The sequence below is a fragment of the Hafnia alvei genome (genome assembly GCF_900095695.1).
In the GTDB taxonomy this organism is placed as follows: Bacteria; Pseudomonadota; Gammaproteobacteria; order Enterobacterales; family Enterobacteriaceae; genus Hafnia; species Hafnia alvei_B.
In genome coordinates, this window is the sequence record NZ_FMIQ01000051.1 from 1 (window position 1) to 16,694 (window position 16,694).

Sequence of the window (16,694 nt, forward strand, 5' to 3'; positions counted from 1 at the left end):
GCTGGCGGGCGGAATATTACACAAAGGTGTCATAAACAACAGGCGCACGAAACCTCACCCCAAATCCCTAACCGTATGCACCATATAATTCACATCCACGTTCGGTGCCAGCTTGAACTTATCCGTCAACAGGTTGTAGTGCAGCCCGGTCATATTACGTTCGCGCAGCGGGGTTTCGTCGATCCAACCGATTAACTCAGCAGGGCGGATGAATTTTTTCACGTCGTGAGTTCCCTTTGGCACCATCTTTAATACGTATTCAGCGCCAATAACCGCCATCAGCCAGGCTTTGTTATTGCGGTTAATGGTCGAGAAGAAAACGTGTCCGCCGGGTTTTACCAGCTTGGCGCATGCCAGAACCACGGAGCGCGGATCGGGAACATGCTCCAGCATTTCCATGCAGGTCACAATATCGTACAGTCCAGCATGAACGTCGGCGTGCTGTTCAACGGTTTCTTGAACGTAGGTGACTTTGATACCGGTTTCCAGTGAATGTAAACGGGCGACCTGTAAGGGCTCCGCGCCCATATCTAATCCAGTGACATCCGCACCTTCGCGCGCCATGCTTTCAGCCAGAATGCCGCCGCCGCAGCCAACATCGAGGATTTTCTTACCAAATACACCGTCGGCGCGCTGCTGAATATAGTTCAGGCGCAGAGGGTTAATACGGTGCAGTGGTTTAAATTCGCCTTCGAGATCCCACCAGCGTGACGCCACGGCTTCGAATTTAGCGATTTCCTGATGGTCTACGTTTTGTTCAGACACCGAACACTCCTTCTAAGATATTTCTGGCAGCGTGAATCATTCACCGGAAAATAATTTTTTGAGAAAAGTACTGCTGTGGATTATACAGATTCTTGGCGAAATGAGGTTAATTCCGCCGTGCATTGAAAAGCGCACAGGGTTTCGCACTAAATCCGGCTTTATGATATAATTCGCGGTCTTTGTCATCGTGTATGCGCTTTGATCTATTCGATGAATATACCCAAGGGTGTCTGTTAGGGTAGCGGCAGCAGATGAATCATCAGAAGTCAGTAGAGGGATAGCAGCTCCATGAGCGACCTTGCCAGAGAGATTACGCCGGTCAACATCGAAGAAGAGTTGAAAAACTCGTATCTGGATTACGCCATGTCCGTTATCGTCGGGCGTGCGCTGCCGGATGTTCGTGATGGACTGAAGCTAGTTCACCGTCGCGTTCTGTTCGCGATGAATGTATTGGGCAATGACTGGAATAAAGCATATAAAAAATCGGCCCGTATCGTCGGGGACGTTATCGGTAAATACCATCCACATGGTGATAGCGCGGTATACGATACTATCGTTCGTATGGCTCAGCCGTTCTCGCTGCGTTACATGTTGGTTGATGGACAGGGTAACTTCGGTTCTGTTGATGGCGACTCCGCCGCAGCAATGCGTTATACCGAAATCCGCATGTCCAAAATTGCTCACGAACTGTTAGCGGATCTGGAAAAAGAGACCGTTGATTTCGTGCCTAACTATGACGGCACCGAGCAAATTCCAGCGGTGCTGCCAACCAAAGTTCCAAACCTGCTGGTGAACGGTTCTTCCGGTATCGCCGTAGGTATGGCAACCAATATTCCTCCACACAACCTGAATGAAGTGATCAATGGCTGCTTGGCCTATATTGATGACGAAAACATTACGGTTGAAGGCCTGATGCAGCATATCCCTGGCCCGGATTTCCCAACAGCCGCGATCATCAACGGTCGCCGTGGTATTGAGGAAGCGTATCGTACCGGGCGCGGCAAGGTGTATATCCGTGCCAAAGCCGAAGTTGAAGCGGACGAAAAAACCGGCCGTGAAACCATCATCGTGCATGAAATTCCTTATCAGGTGAACAAAGCTCGCCTGATTGAGAAAATTGCCGAGCTGGTGAAAGAAAAACGTCTGGAAGGCATCAGCGCCCTGCGCGATGAGTCTGATAAAGACGGTATGCGTATTGTTATTGAAATCAAACGTGACGCCGTGGGCGAAGTGGTTCTGAACCACCTGTACTCACTGACGCAAATGCAGGTGACGTTTGGTATCAACATGGTGGCGTTGCATCAGGGACAGCCTAAACTGCTGACGCTGAAAGATTGCCTACAGGCATTCGTGCGCCACCGCCGCGAAGTTGTGACTCGTCGTACCATCTTTGAACTGCGTAAAGCGCGCGATCGTGCGCACATCTTGGAAGGTTTGGCGATTGCGCTGTCGAATATCGACCCAATCATCGAGCTTATCCGTCATGCGCCAAACCCTGCAGAAGCGAAAGCGCTGCTGGTTGCACGTGGCTGGGCGCTGGGCACCGTTGCAGCCATGCTGGAACGTGCCGGTGATAACGCTGCGCGCCCTGAATGGTTAGAGCCAGAGTTCGGTATTCGTGAAGGTCATTATTATCTGACTGAACAGCAGGCTCAGGCGATCTTGGATCTGCGTTTGCAGAAACTGACCGGCCTTGAGCATGAGAAGCTGCTCGACGAATACAAAGATCTGCTAGAACAGATCGCTGCGCTGATCTTCATTCTGGAAAGCCCAGATCGCTTGATGGAAGTGATTCGCGAAGAATTGATTGCGGTTCGTGATCAGTTTGGCGATGCGCGTCGTACCGAAATTACTGAAAACACTGCTGATATCAACATCGAAGATTTGATCTCGCAGGAAGACGTCGTTGTGACCTTGTCGCATCAGGGCTATGTGAAATATCAGCCTCTGACCGACTACGAAGCACAGCGTCGCGGTGGTAAAGGTAAGTCCGCAGCACGTATTAAAGAAGAAGACTTCATTGACCGCCTGCTGGTGGCCAACACGCACGATACCATTCTGTGCTTCTCAAGCCGTGGTCGTTTGTATTGGATGAAGGTCTATCAGTTGCCTGAAGCGAGCCGTGGTGCGCGTGGTCGTCCGATCATCAACCTGCTGCCGCTGGAAGCCAACGAACGTATCACCGCTATTCTTCCGGTGCGCGAATACGAAGAAGGTCGTCACGTCTTTATGGCAACCGCGAGCGGTACCGTGAAGAAGACTGCGCTGACCGATTTCAGCCGTCCTCGCAGCGCGGGCATTATTGCCGTGAATCTGAACGAAGGCGATGAGCTGATTGGCGTTGATCTGACCGATGGCAGCAACGAAGTGATGCTGTTCTCTGCGGCCGGTAAAGTGGTGCGTTTCCCAGAAAGCCAAGTGCGTTCTATGGGCCGTACCGCAACGGGCGTACGCGGTATCAACCTCAACGGTGAAGACCGCGTTGTATCACTGATCATTCCTCGTGGCGAAGGCGATATCCTGACCGTGACCGAAAATGGTTACGGTAAGCGTACCGGCGTAGCAGAGTACCCAACCAAGTCCCGTGCGACTCAGGGGGTTATCTCTATCAAGGTCAGCGAGCGTAATGGTAACGTGGTTGGCGCTGTTCAGGTCGACGAATGCGATCAGATTATGATGATCACCGATGCTGGCACGTTAGTACGTACCCGCGTTTCTGAGGTGAGCGTTGTTGGTCGTAACACCCAAGGTGTTACGCTGATCCGCACCGCAGAAGACGAGCATGTGGTTGGCTTGCAGCGTGTTGCTGAACCCGAAGAGGACGATGAAGTCCTTGATGGTGAAGAGGCCGCAGCGGTTGACGGCGATATCGCTGATGTCGCAGACGATGCTGAAAGTGTTGATGATGCGTCAGAGTCTGATGATGAAGAGGGCGACGAAAACGCCTAATTGCTAGCGTTTCGTTGACTCGATAAAAAGCCAGTGCAGATGTTTGTACTGGCTTTTTTTATCTCTAGTGACTAGTGTGATACATGCATGTAGGCCTTTCGTTTAACAGTCCGTTTTCTGCTATGGTAATCCTTTGAAATATCTAGCCTCTTTCCGAACAACGCTGCGAATTTCACGTTATCTATTCCGATCGTTGGCGCTGATGCTGTGGATCTTGGGCGCTTTGCTGACCACGTTTTATATTCTCAATGAATTTCATGAGAAAGAGTCGGACATCCGCCAAGACTTCAACCTGAATTTTGATCAGGCGCAGGGGATGATCAAGCACTCCTCAAGCATTATGCGCGATATTCGCTATATCGCAGAAAATCGACTGAGCTGGTCTGTGACTGGGCTAGATATGATCAACGGCGTATTTAGTGGAAAGAATACGCTGCCGCCGCTGACGCCCATTTTCCCTGAGTCTGATTGCCAGTTACTTAGCGATAATTACCAGAACTCGTTAGAGTCGCTTAGTAATTTCATCAACTATTGGAAAGAGAATTTCGTTGCGGCGTATGACTTAAACCGAATCTTCTTTATCGGCGGCGACAGTTTGTGCTTGGCTGATTTTGGTATTCGCAATACGCCACTCGACCAAAGCAATGTGTTCCGCAATTTACATCAGCGTATTTTGATGTTCCAAAACAGCAATAATAAAGAGAAAGAACATACGCTGTTCTGGGTGATCCCCGGAACCCAAAATGACGTGGGCGCGCTTTATGTTATTACGCCGGTTTACATCGCCAACAAACTGGAAGCGCTGCTAGGCACCGAGCAAAATATTCGCTTGGAGGATTTCACGAATCCTTCAACGCTGCCGGTAGGCGTCACATTGTTGAATGAAAATAATGACGTATTAATGACCTATACCGAAAATGGCGGGGAACAGCCGGCTCTTTCAGGTATTCCAAACGATGATAACTATTTTGGCTATAACAGCGGCTATGACACCCTGTTGCTGAAAAAGAAACTGAGCCCGTCAGGGTTAAGCATTGTCTATTCATTGCCAACCAGCGTATTGCTCGAGCGGTTTAATCTACTGCTGATTAATGCGGTGATCCTAAACTTAATCAGTGCACTTATTCTCATTGTGCTGACGTGGTTATTTGAGCGCAAAATGTTTTCTCCGGCAGAAAATAATGCGTTTCGTCTGGAAGAACATGAGCAATTTAACCGTAAAATTGTCGCATCTGCGCCAGTTGGCATCTGTATTCTGCGGATTAAAGACGGTAGCAATATTCTGAGCAATGAATTGGCGCATAATTATATTAGCCTGTTCACCTCTGAAGACCGCCATCGGATCACGCGTATTATCTGTGAACAGCCGAGTAGCGTGGTCGACGTTATTACCAGTCAGAACCAAAATCTGCAAATTAGCTTTGTTCACTCCCGCTATCGCAATGAGGATGTGGCGATTTGCGTCATGATTGACGTAAGCGCGCGCGTTAAAATTGAAGAATCATTACAAGAGTTAGCGAATGCCGCCGAACAGGCCAGCCAGTCGAAATCAATGTTCTTGGCAACGGTAAGCCATGAGCTGAGAACGCCGCTGTATGGCATCATTGGCAATCTCGACCTGCTACAAACTAAGTCGCTGCCGGAGGAGACTCAGCGCCTGCTCGCGGCAATGAGCAACTCTTCTGGTCTGCTGCTTAAAATCATCAGCGATATTCTCGATTTCTCCAAGATAGAATCCGAACAGCTCAAAATAGAGCCGGGGATCTTTGAGCCGCGTAAGGTGATCCCGCATATTATCGGCAACTATTTGCCGCTGGTGGTGCGCAAGCGTTTAGCGATGTACTGCTTTATTGAGCCTGAAGTACCGGATTCCGTGGCTGGCGATATCATGCGTATTCAGCAGGTACTGTCGAATTTATTAAGCAACGCGATCAAATTTACCGATACGGGCTGCATTATTCTTCAGGTGCGGGTACAGGATTTCTATCTCGAATTCCGCGTACGTGATACCGGTCTAGGCATTCCGTTCCGCGATGTGATGAAGCTGTTCGATCCATTCTTCCAAGTAGGAACCGGTGTGCAGCGCCATTTCCAAGGAACAGGTCTGGGTCTGGCCATTTGTGAAAAATTGGTCAGCCTGATGGATGGCGATATTGCCGTGGAATCGGAGCCGGGAATGGGCAGCATATTTACCGTACGTATTCCGATGTATCAGGCCGTGGAATCAGCGCCTGAAATTACAGCATTAGCCCAAAAAGCCGTTTGGCTTGAGATCCACAACGCGCGTCTGGAAGGTTATCTACTGAAACTCCTGACGATGGCGGGTGCAGATGTTCGCCTGTGCAGCGCCAGCGAACGCTGCGACGAGCAGGGGATTTTGATTTCAGATCATGATATTACCCTGAACACGCCGGTTAAGACGCATATACGCCTATCCGCAGAATATATAGGCCACGCTAAGCGTAACGAAGATGGCTCATGGGTGCTCAGCACGGCGGCTCCGCTGGAGTTGCTGAGTATTCTACGTCGCATCTTTGTGCCAGAAGACACGGCATTACTCCCCGATCTTTCTGAAGATAATGTCCCTATTGAAGTCAAAGATTACAGCGATGTGCATATCCTGATCGTCGACGATCATCCGATCAACCGTCGTTTACTGGCCGATCAGCTGATTTCATTGGGATACCAGTCGGTCTCAACGGCGAGCGATGGTTTGGATGCATTAGGCGCACTGGCGAAACAGCTGGCCGATATCGTGCTTACCGACGTTAACATGCCAAACATGGACGGTTACCAACTCACTGCGCGTCTGCGCCAGCAAGGCCGCACCGCGCCAATTATCGGCGTAACGGCGAATGCGTTGGCGGAAGAGCGGGAACGCTGTATTCAGGTCGGGATGGATAGCTGTTTGTCGAAGCCGGTGACGCTAGAAGAGTTACAAAAATCACTGTATCATTTTGCTGAGGTGGTGAGGAAGGGAAGGCTAAAAAGTGATTAATGGAGAGGTATAAGGTTTCTGTCAGCCTAGGTTTATAGGTGCCGCTGTAATATTTCGTACGCCTAAAGCACCGAAATCTGCATATGCATCGCGCATGCGTCCGAGTCGGGGGGCCTGTCGCTGCCCCCCGACACCCCAGCGTGGCACCGTCCTTCAGCCTGCTTCGCAGGTACCCGAATGTCGTCATTCCGGCTTTAACGGAACGAACGGCAATCGCCATCCTGGCTCCTCCGTTCTTTCGCCGACGTCCCTGTCGGCGAATCCTAGCCTACATTCCTCTATTCGGCTGAAGAACAACGTGCCGGAAAAGGCCAACACCCAAAGAGAAAATTTGGCCTGAGTTTAAGTCTTGGTAGGGAGAGCCGGCGCGACAGGGATGTCGTGACGGAGTTTGGGGCGCCCTGGATGGGCGATACCAAACCGTAGCGGAGATTGCATCTCGGATAAAAGAGCGCGGGTTAAGGGTGGACGCTCTGATCCACCCTTATCGGTCGCCTACGCCAGTAGTTTCATGGAATGCAGATTCTGATTGGCGAACGAAACCTTGCACCGTTCCGGCATAATGCCATATTGAGACTCGGTCTAAACTTAGTCTTTATCCACCGACATAATATTGACGGAAGAAAGATAGTTCAGCAGCGCAATATCGTTATCGACGCCCAGTTTCAGCATGGCTGATTTCTTCTGGCTACTGATAGTTTTAATGCTGCGGTTTAGCTTTTTGGCGATTTCTGTTACCAAGAAACCTTCGGCAAATAAGCGCAATACTTCGCTTTCTTTGGGTGACAAGCGTTTGTCGCCATAGCCACTCGCGCTAATTTTTTCCAGCAGTTTGGACACGCTTTCTGGGGTGAATTTCTTGCCTTTCTGCAATGCAGCCAGAGCTTTTGGTAAATCAGCTGGCGCGCCTTGCTTAAGAACAATCCCTTCAATATCCAATTCCAGAACCGCACTTAAAATTGCAGGGTTATTGTTCATGGTGAGAACAATAATGGACAGGTGCGGATAGTGGCGCTTGATATATTTAATCAAGGTAATGCCATCGCCGTATTTGTCGCCCGGCATGGAAAGATCGGTGATCAGTACATTCGCATCCAGCTTAGATAAGCTATTGATTAATGCCGTTGAGTCTTCAAATTCCCCGACAACGTTAACCCATTCGATTTGTTCAAGTGACTTCCGAATACCGAATAGGACAATTGGATGGTCATCAGCAATAATTACATTTAGGTTATTCATGTTGTTGGCTACCTAGTAGAAGCAGTCGGCTGACAAAAGTATCAATCTGACTGATCAAAATCTTTATATTTGTTACATCGCTTTCTTTAATGGCGAGTTCTAACTGTTCACATAGAGTTTTGCCGGTGGGAATATTAAGCATGGCAAAAACACCTTTAAGTCGGTGCGCAGTCAGAGAAAGCGGGGATAAATCACTCCGTTCAGCTTCAGTATACAGTTTCTGTACATCTTCCGGTACTGTTTCCACAAACAGAGAAAAGTAATCCTTTGATTTAAAAGGAGAGCTATCAGATGAAGGATCTGCATTTTCAGCATATTCCGCATCGATTGGCGATTCTGTGACCGCAATCTGTTGCTCAATCAACAGCAAAATGGCGTCAATGAGCGGCTCGGTGAGGTTAAAGTTAGCCTTAATGCGATGCGGCGCGTACTCTTCAAAGCCGTCAATATCGGAGACTAACAGCAGGGTGTAATCTTCCGCACTTTCAGGCGCATCGGTGAGCGTAATATCATATTCTTCGTTGGCATCGCGGCCGTCGGCAATGATGGATGCGGCCCCAAAAGCAGCCAGTTTATGCGTGATCAGGCTACGAATTTCATCGGAGGTGATTTGCAGATAGGCGGTGATCCCATCGAGCAGCTTTTCCGACTCTTCTTCTGGATGCTCAACGGGATGCATGATGCAGCTAAAGCTGTAACGCGTTCCGATATCGTCTTTGCTTTGGATATCCAATCTGCCGCTCATGCGTTTACACAGCTGGGCGCAAAGATAGTAGGTCATTCCTGACCCTCTAGCGAAGCGATCGCTTTGCGGCTCACCGAGGTTTGGAAAGCGTAATCCATTGATCTCTTTATTGGATACGCCGGTTCCGGTATCGCTGAGCTCAAAGCAAATGTGGTCAGGAGACTCCGGTTTCTGCGTCACCTTCAGGGTGATTTTTCCATACACCGTGGTAATGATGGAATAGTGCAGCAGCATGGAAAGCACTTGTTCCAGCGAACGAATATCACCGATAAACTCTTTATCTGGATCAATATCCGTGTGGTTGATTAGCGTTAGCCCCTTGCGACGCAGCTCGGGTAAACTACGCTTTAGCAACTCATCGATGCGTTTGTTGAGGTTGAATGTTTCGGTCATCGGACGCCAGTCCCGATTCTCAATTTCGGTCAGCAGCGTAATTTCATCAATCAGAGCCTGCGCATGGCGTGTTTCGCCCCACAGTAAATCCAACAGGCGTGGATCATTTTTATTATTTTGAATATCAGCAACTAATTGCTGAATATTACTCATCGGCGCATTAAGCTCGCGGCTTAAATTAGTGGTCATGATTTTACGGGCGGTCAGATTTTTCTCATATTCGCTCTGCGCCTGTTTTAGTTTTTTGCTGACCATCATTTCTTTATCCAGATCGCGCATTAAGAACAGGGCAGATTTAATATTCTGCTGGCTGCGCACCATCTGGATTTCATACATTTCATTGTTGACCGTTGCCTGAATTCTGCCCTGATGTTCTTGAGCCATGCTGGCAATTTTGCTCAGGCTAAGGTGAGGCAACAGGTGATCGGCAATTTTGTTGCTGGCAACCACGGTATCGGTGTCAAAACGATAAATCAGCAGGCCAATCGGTAAATGGGTAATAATTTCCTGATTCATTTCCTGCTGGGCGCTAAGCTGGGCAGCCATGCGTTTTCCCGGACGAATATATTGGTGGCGCACGAAATAAAAGCCGGTGAATGACAGCACCAACACCAATAAATTAATCAGCACTAGCCAGAAATTATTCCTCAGCATATCCACGGTGAGCGTTGTCATCGGAATATTGAAATCGATCTTCAGCGGTGTGTTATACAGCGGGGCGCTGATCGTTAACCACGGCCATCTTAGCGTCGAGAAAGCCTCTGGCAGTTCTTCACGCGACATTAATTCTGACGGTGATTCAGGATTTTCCGTGATCAGGAATCGTTGAACCGGCAAATCACGCGGTAAAATATCGCCAATAGGTAGATCGAAAGCGACGACGGTAGCTAAATGCCCAGGGTTATTAAAGGTGGTGCGCAACGTGAAATAGTAGGAGTTCAGGAAACGGAATTTACGCAATCCCGAGAAACCTTCGCGTTCGTCTAATGAGTTAGACTGTTGCAGCATTTCGGTTTTCCGAGACTCGACCACGTTACCCAAATATCCCTCTTTATAACGTGCAGACAGATCTTTCATCGGCATCGTCGAGACCAAGATCAGGCTGTTATCCTGCCCGTTCAGGTAATACATGGAATAGGTGTCAGTTTCCGCGCCCCACAAAATATCGAGATAGTTTGACATGCGCAGCGCTAAATCGCTGGTGCTAGCGTCATGCTGACCAAAAATCAAGGCGTCGGTTTTATGGCGGCTCTTTTCCAATAGATAAATATCAGGGCGTAACCGAATCTCATTGACCGGAGAGGGCAGTTGCACAGAATTAGAAGCCGAAAGGTTGTCATACACCTGATAGGTCACAAAACGGTAGGTCTCGATACGCTTTTGCAACTGATCGGCAACCGTCGCCAACATGGTTTGCTTGCTGTTGATATAGGCATTCACATAGTTATAGCCATACAGCAAATTAGCCAGCACCAGCAGGAAAATAAACAGCATATAGCTGCGCGTGATCCCAGAGAGAGAGGCATCGGCACTATTGGATGATTCCTTCGGACTTAACATGATGCTGATCTAACCCTATCTAAGATGATGACATTGCGTCTGCGGCAAAGACTATGCCGCAGTATAGCAAGAGTCCTTATCCCCTTCATACTTGAAGCTGCTTATGCGTTGTCTAAGTGTTCGCTATGCAATCTTACGTCTAAACATTGCGTAGGCGGCGCTGCCGGTGGTTAAGGTAATCACCAGCAGTGGCCACAGGCTATGCCAGATAATATCGAAGCTCACGTCCTTCAAATAAAGCTCTTTGGTGATATCGGTGAAGTGCCGAACTGGATTTATCCATGTGAGATTTTGCAGCCAAACCGGCATATTTTCTACCGGCGATACATAACCGGACAGCAAAATCGCGGGCATCATAAACACAAACACGCCAATGAATGCCTGCTGTTGCGTTGAGCACAGCGAAGAGATCAGCAGACCAAACCCCACTAACGAAAGCCCGTAGACCAGCATAGTGAAGTAAAACAGCAAAAGAGATCCGGCAAACGGAATTTGGTAGGCAAAAATCCCGATCAGCAACACCACTGAGGCCTGAAACGTAGCGACAATCAGGGCGGGAATCGCCTTCCCAACGAATATTTGCCAAGTATTCAGCGGTGAAACCAACAGCTGCTCCAGCGTTCCCTGCTCGCGCTCGCGTGCCACCGACAGCGACGTTACGATTAACACGCCGATGGTGGTGATCATGGCAATCAGCGACGGCACCACAAACCATTTGTAATCAAGATTTGGGTTGTACCAGTTGCGTATGACGAGCTCGGAGTTTCTCTGGGCCAGATCGTGAGTGGATACAGGCTGTCCGCTGACAAGTTCTTGTTGATAGTCACGGACGATCTGCTGAACATAGTTTGCCGCGATTTGTGCACTGTTGGAGCTACGGCCATCCAAGATTATCTGTAACGGTGCCTGATGGCCTGACAAAATATCGCGCGAAAAATTGGCGGGGAAGCGGATCAGCAGCAGCGCTTTACGGTTATCAATGGTTGGAGCGATCTCCTGTGGGCTGTGCAGGAGCAGCACGTTGCTAAAGGCTTCGGCTTTGGCAAAACGCTGGGTGAGTTCTACCGACGACTGGCCGGTATCCTCGCTATAGATCGCGATGCTGGCGTTGGTGACATCCAACGTTGCGGCAAAAGGAAACAGCACCACCTGCAAAATGACCGGCATGATCAAAATGGCGCGTGTTTGTGGATCGCGCAGCAGCGATTGAAGTTCTTTAATGATTAATGTCCACAGCCTATAGAACATGAAAAATCCTCAATCCAGTCGGCGCTTGGTTTTCCACGCGGTAAGTCCGATAAAGACTACGGCAGAAATAATTAAAAACAGCAGGTTAACCATCAGCACGCTGCCGATATTACCGGCCAAAAATAGGGTTTGTAAGGTGCTGACAAAGTAGCGGGCGGGGATCACATAGGTCACGGCCTGAACAATGGCGGGCATACTGTCAATTTCAAAAATGAAGCCAGAAAGCATAACGGCAGGCAGAAAACCCGCGTTGAGTGCCACCATTGCGGCATTGAACTGATTACGAGTAATCGTGGAAATAAGCAGCCCCATCCCGAGTGTGCTGGCAAGAAACAGCGTGGTCATCACGAATAAAATCAGCAGCGATCCTCGGTAAGGAACCCCCATCACAAAGACGGCAACCGCCATGCACAGCGTCATGGCCAGCAGGCCCAGTACATAATAAGGCAGCAGTTTTGACAGCAGTAATTCGGTACGTGTTACCTGCGTAGACAGCAGTGCTTCCATGGTGCCGCGTTCCCACTCGCGGGCAATGACCAGCGATGTCAGGATGGCGCCGATAACCGTCATAATAATGGTTATCGCTCCAGGAATAATAAAGTGCTGGCTGATAGCGGCAGGGTTAAACCAATAGCGTAGCTGAACGTCGATAAGCGGCTTGAATTCTCCACCGTTATCAACGGCGCGCTGCTGCAACCATATCTGCCAAATGCCTTCCGCGTAGCCTTGCACAAAGTTTGCCGTATTTGGCTCACTGCCGTCGGTAATCACCTGAATAGGGGATTTTCCCTGCGGACGCGCCAGTTGTTCAGAGAAATCAACGGGGATGACGATTAGCCCACGAATTTTACCCGCCTGCATTTGCTTAATCAGCGCCTGTCGATTGTCGCTGACCGTGGCTGCGATAAAAGGTGAGCCAAGAAATGTATTGGTCAGATCGCGGGCGTCTTCTGACTGCTGCTCCATCAAAATACCCACGTGCAGTTTGCTGGAGTCGAGGTTGATGCCATAGCCAAAAATAAACAGCAATAGCAATGGGATCACCACCGCAATCAGCGCGCTGCTGGGATCGCGCAGGATCTGAGCCGTTTCTTTGCGGCACAGCGCGCGCAATCGCCGCCATGAAAAGTGAATACTGTTGACGCTTTCACTCATGCCGTCTGCTCCTTGTCGTAGCCCTGAACCAGTTCAATGAAAGCCTGTTCCATGGTTGGATTGGGATTGTCATCGCTGGCGACGCTGTGTTTGAGCTGATCGGGAGAACCGGCAGCAATGATTTTGCCGCGATAGACTAACCCGATGCGATCGCAATATTCCGCTTCATCCATAAAGTGTGTCGTCACCATCACCGTCACGCCTTTATCAACCATACCGTTGATGTGCAGCCAAAACTCTCGGCGGGTGAGAGGATCGACGCCTGAGGTGGGCTCATCCAAAAACAGAATGTCGGGCTCATGCATCAGTGAACAGGCCAGCGCCAGCCGCTGCTTAAAACCGAGTGGCAGAGAGTCCGGGGTCTGATTCAAAATGGGAGTGAAGTTAAACGCGTTGACCATGCCAGCAATTTTTTCCTTTTGCTGTTTCCCCTTCAGCCCGTAAACGCCGGAGAAAAACTTCAGGTTCTGCGCCACCGTAAGGTTGCCATACAGCGAGAATTTTTGCGCCATATAGCCCAGATGCTGGCGCGCCCGGCCTGAATCTGTTTTCAGATCCATACCCAACACCAGCGCTTTACCGCTGGTGGGTTTGAGAAGGGCGCACATCATTTTAAAGGTGGTGGATTTACCCGCGCCGTTTGGCCCCAGTAAACCAAAAATTTCGCCGCGTTTAACTTGAAAATCAACGTGATCGGTGGCGGCGAAATCACCAAATTTTTTGGTGAGCTGCTGGGCTTCAATCACGGTTTCGCTGGGATCAACTTTCACCTGCGGCATTATTTTTGCCAGTTCAGATTCATGATCTGGTCCGCCGCCTAACAGATCGATAAAGGCATCTTCAAAGCGCGGTTCAGCTTCCAGCAGTTCGGCGTCAGGCTGGTCTAAGTCATTTAATAATGCGTGGTGATCGACGTTATCCTTCAGGATAAGACGCAGGTATTTGCCTTGGATCACGCCGTCGCTGACCGAGGGCAAGCAGATGGCGCGCTGAAGTAATTTTCGATGTGAGATATTTTTAGCCCGCAGCAAAATGGTGCGCCCGGCCATACGTTGGGTAAGCTGCTGCGGCGCGCCGCTGTAGAGCAGCTGGCCTTCGTTCATCAGCAGAACCTCACGGCACTGTTCGGCCTCATCGAGATAGGAAGTGCTCCAGAGGATCAGCATCCCTTCATCGGCCAGCTCATGCACCATGCGCCAAAGCTCGCGCCGAGAAATAGGGTCGACGCCGACGCCCGGCTCATCAAGCAATAAAACCTTAGGCTCGCCGACCAGCGTACAGGCTAATCCTAGCTTTTGCTTCATGCCGCCTGACAGCTTACCCGCCAAGCGCTCGGTAAAACGGGTTAAATCAGTAAATTTAAGCAGGCGCTCGAAGGTTTTTCGCCGCTCCTCACCGATGACGCCGCGTAAATCTGCATACAGAGTTAGGTTTTCGATAACGGTGAGGTCTTCATACAGGCCAAATTTCTGCGGCATATAGCCCAAAATGGCGTGTAATTCGCTGTCCTGCGTGAGCGGGTCTAAACCCACGACGCTCACTGTGCCGGCGCTGGGTTTTAGCAGACCGGCCAGCATGCGGATCAGCGTGGTTTTACCTGCGCCGTCGGGGCCAACCAGCCCCATTACTGCGCCGCTGGCAATGCGCGTGGAAAGACTCGCGACCGCCGGTTGATCCATGCCCGCAAAACGTTTTTCTACGCCGTCGAGCACGATTTCATGTTGCGCACTCATCATCACATCCCTTAGCGTTTTGTTCCGTTATCGTTAAAACGTAAGGTCACTGGCATGCCCTGACGCAAGCTGTCATCGGCGTCGGTGACAATGACGCGCAGACGATAGACCAGCGCGGTACGTAATTCCGGCGTTTCGACGCTTTTCGGTGTGAATTCTGCGGTTGGCGAAACAAAGCCGATTTTGCCGTGGTAAGGCTTATCTGGGCGGCCATCGGTGTAGATTTCAATCTCGGCTCCCGGTATCGCACGGTTCAGATTTTCTTCGCTCACATAGGCGCGGATCCATACTGGACGGGTGAGTGAAACGCTAAATACGGTGCTGCCAGAGGCCAGCATGGTGCCGGGTTCAACGGCGCGAGTGAGAACGGTACCGGTGGAAGGTGCAAAGAGTTGGGTGTCTTTTAGGTTCAGTTCGGCCTGATCGGCTGCCGCCTGTGCCTGGGCTAAAGCGGCCTGCGCCTGTTCGATTTCCTGTGGGCGATTGCCGGTTTCGTACTGCGACAGTTTATCTTTGGCGGCCTGCAAATTGGCTAAGGCCTGATTACGTGCGGTTTTAGCATCTTCTAAATCATTGGCAGACGTGGCTTTACTGGCCCATAGGCCTTGCTGACGCTTTAAGTAGCTGTCGGCATAGCTGAACGCTGCCTGTTGTTGCGCCACGGCAGCGCGTGCTTGGGCAATTTCTTCTGAACGATATCCTGCTAGCAGCAAATCCAGCTGAGCCTGAGCGGCGGCCACATTGGCCTTGGCTTCATTAAGCGAGTTGATGAACGGGGCGTCATCGAGCTTTCCTAATAGCGCGCCAGGGGCGACGGCGTCGCCTTCATCTACGGCCAGTGAAGCTAAGCGACCACTTACCCGAAAACCAAGGTTAACGGTACGAATATCAACGTTGCCGTACAGCGTTAAACCCCGTTCTTCTTGGCTGCGGTAGTAATAAATGCTGCCAATCGCCAACGCGATAATCACTAAAACAGCAACGATTCCAACGAGTTTTTTGTTATTCATCACTCATCCCATCCGTAGTCGATTGCGCCGTTGACGAATAAGTCATACGCAATCCGTTCAGAAGTAAATCAATATGTTGTTGTAAAACTTGGTTAATCAGGTCGGCCTGTTCGGGGCCGATTGACTCCCATCCAGCCTGAATGCGGATCGTTTCACGTGCCATACGAAAAGCCAGCACTTCGCCTAACAGGGCGTGGGTATGCAGCGTTGTCACTGCGCTATCCGCAGGGAGTCCACTGTAACCCGCAACCAACTGTGTCATGAGACGATGCAGTGGCGCGATGCACTGTTGGTGAATCAGCGGATAGGCGGCCGTGGGCGCCAGCTGTTCACGTGACATAATTTGGCTGAGGTGCAGCGTTTCTGGCTGTGTCATCAGGTGGCAGAAGATAGCAAGCCCTCGATGAATGAAAGCTAAATACGCATCAGGTTTGGGGTCTTTCTGCAAAAGAAATAATGAACACTCTTGCTGTAGGGGGGCAAAAGCCTGACGGATAAAGTCGCTGATCCAACGAGCAACGGCGAGATAAAGCCCCTCTTTGGACTGAAAATAGTAGGTAATCGCGGCAATGTTTTGCCCCGCTTTTAAAGCGATATCGCGCGTCGTTGCGCCTTCCAAGCCCCGTTCACCAAACAAGGCAACGGCGGAGTCTATCAGTGCTTGCTTTGCCTGTTCGCCGCGAGAAGTCATCGGCGAATCTGATGGCTTTGTCGATGGTTTCATTTCAAGCTATAAAGTTAATCATATGATTGATTAACTTTAGGCGTTAAAGATATGGCTGTAAAGACCGATAACAAATAATTAGAAATTATGATTAGTGCGGCTAATAATGGATTTTATGAATGAATAAAATTACTAATCATTAACATTAAACATTTTATTTTTCGTCATGAAATTT

At 49.9% G+C, this 16,694-nt stretch carries 10 protein-coding genes; 2 read left to right on the forward strand and 8 right to left on the reverse strand.

The features are described from left to right. Window positions 1-54 precede the first annotated feature (54 nt). The gene (gene ubiG, locus BN1044_RS13215; protein ID WP_072309101.1) at window positions 55-765 is read right to left on the reverse strand and encodes a bifunctional 2-polyprenyl-6-hydroxyphenol methylase/3-demethylubiquinol 3-O-methyltransferase UbiG; all 711 of its coding nucleotides are present in this window, start codon (window positions 763-765) and stop codon (window positions 55-57) included. A 288-nt stretch (window positions 766-1,053) separates the two neighbouring features. Between ubiG and gyrA the strand changes: the two genes are divergently transcribed. Together gyrA and rcsC are read left to right on the forward strand one after the other, a co-directional pair. After that, window positions 1,054-3,714, forward strand: coding sequence for a DNA topoisomerase (ATP-hydrolyzing) subunit A (gene gyrA, locus BN1044_RS13220; protein WP_072309102.1), 2,661 nt, complete (start codon window positions 1,054-1,056; stop codon window positions 3,712-3,714). Window positions 3,715-3,847: 133 nt separating this feature from the next. Next, entirely contained in the window at window positions 3,848-6,712 is a 2,865-nt protein-coding gene (rcsC, locus tag BN1044_RS13225) for a two-component system sensor histidine kinase RcsC (RefSeq protein ID WP_072309103.1), read from the forward strand. Window positions 6,713-7,300: 588 nt separating this feature from the next. Here the strand turns inward: rcsC and rcsB are convergent. The 7 genes from rcsB to cecR all read right to left on the reverse strand — a co-directional run bounded on the left by rcsB (window position 7,301) and on the right by cecR (window position 16,519). Further along, entirely contained in the window at window positions 7,301-7,951 is a 651-nt protein-coding gene (rcsB, locus tag BN1044_RS13240; RefSeq protein WP_025798039.1) for a response regulator transcription factor RcsB, read from the reverse strand. After that, entirely contained in the window at window positions 7,944-10,649 is a 2,706-nt protein-coding gene (gene rcsD / locus BN1044_RS13245; RefSeq protein ID WP_072309104.1) for a phosphotransferase RcsD, read from the reverse strand. The genes rcsB and rcsD overlap by 8 nt, the downstream gene beginning before the upstream one ends. 123 nt (window positions 10,650-10,772) lie before the next feature. After that, complete coding sequence (locus BN1044_RS13250; protein ID WP_072309105.1) at window positions 10,773-11,897, reverse strand: ABC transporter permease; 1,125 nt, start codon at window positions 11,895-11,897, stop codon at window positions 10,773-10,775. 9 nt (window positions 11,898-11,906) lie between these two features. Continuing rightward, entirely contained in the window at window positions 11,907-13,052 is a 1,146-nt protein-coding gene (locus BN1044_RS13255) for an ABC transporter permease (RefSeq protein WP_072309106.1), read from the reverse strand. Further along, window positions 13,049-14,788, reverse strand: a complete 1,740-nt coding sequence (locus BN1044_RS13260) for an ATP-binding cassette domain-containing protein (protein ID WP_139130948.1) — start codon at window positions 14,786-14,788, stop codon at window positions 13,049-13,051. The genes BN1044_RS13255 and BN1044_RS13260 overlap by 4 nt, the downstream gene beginning before the upstream one ends. An 8-nt stretch (window positions 14,789-14,796) precedes the next feature. Further along, window positions 14,797-15,795, reverse strand: a complete 999-nt coding sequence (hlyD, locus tag BN1044_RS13265; RefSeq protein WP_072309108.1) for a secretion protein HlyD — start codon at window positions 15,793-15,795, stop codon at window positions 14,797-14,799. Further along, complete coding sequence (gene cecR / locus BN1044_RS13270) at window positions 15,788-16,519, reverse strand: CerR family C-terminal domain-containing protein (protein WP_072309109.1); 732 nt, start codon at window positions 16,517-16,519, stop codon at window positions 15,788-15,790. Before cecR ends, hlyD begins: the two co-directional genes overlap by 8 nt. Window positions 16,520-16,694: the final 175 nt, after the last annotated feature.

Excerpts from the sequence above, each read along its gene's own strand:
- gyrA (WP_072309102.1), top strand. The coding sequence starts at position 1,054 with ATGAGCGACCTTGCCAGAGAGATTACGCCGGTCAACATCGAAGAAGAG.
- BN1044_RS13250 (WP_072309105.1), bottom strand. The coding sequence starts at position 11,897 with ATGTTCTATAGGCTGTGGACATTAATCATTAAAGAACTTCAATCGCTG.
- rcsD (WP_072309104.1), bottom strand. The coding sequence starts at position 10,649 with ATGTTAAGTCCGAAGGAATCATCCAATAGTGCCGATGCCTCTCTCTCT.
- rcsB (WP_025798039.1), bottom strand. The coding sequence starts at position 7,951 with ATGAATAACCTAAATGTAATTATTGCTGATGACCATCCAATTGTCCTA.
- BN1044_RS13255 (WP_072309106.1), bottom strand. The coding sequence starts at position 13,052 with ATGAGTGAAAGCGTCAACAGTATTCACTTTTCATGGCGGCGATTGCGC.
- BN1044_RS13260 (WP_139130948.1), bottom strand. The coding sequence starts at position 14,788 with ATGATGAGTGCGCAACATGAAATCGTGCTCGACGGCGTAGAAAAACGT.
- cecR (WP_072309109.1), bottom strand. The coding sequence starts at position 16,519 with ATGAAACCATCGACAAAGCCATCAGATTCGCCGATGACTTCTCGCGGC.
- hlyD (WP_072309108.1), bottom strand. The coding sequence starts at position 15,795 with ATGAATAACAAAAAACTCGTTGGAATCGTTGCTGTTTTAGTGATTATC.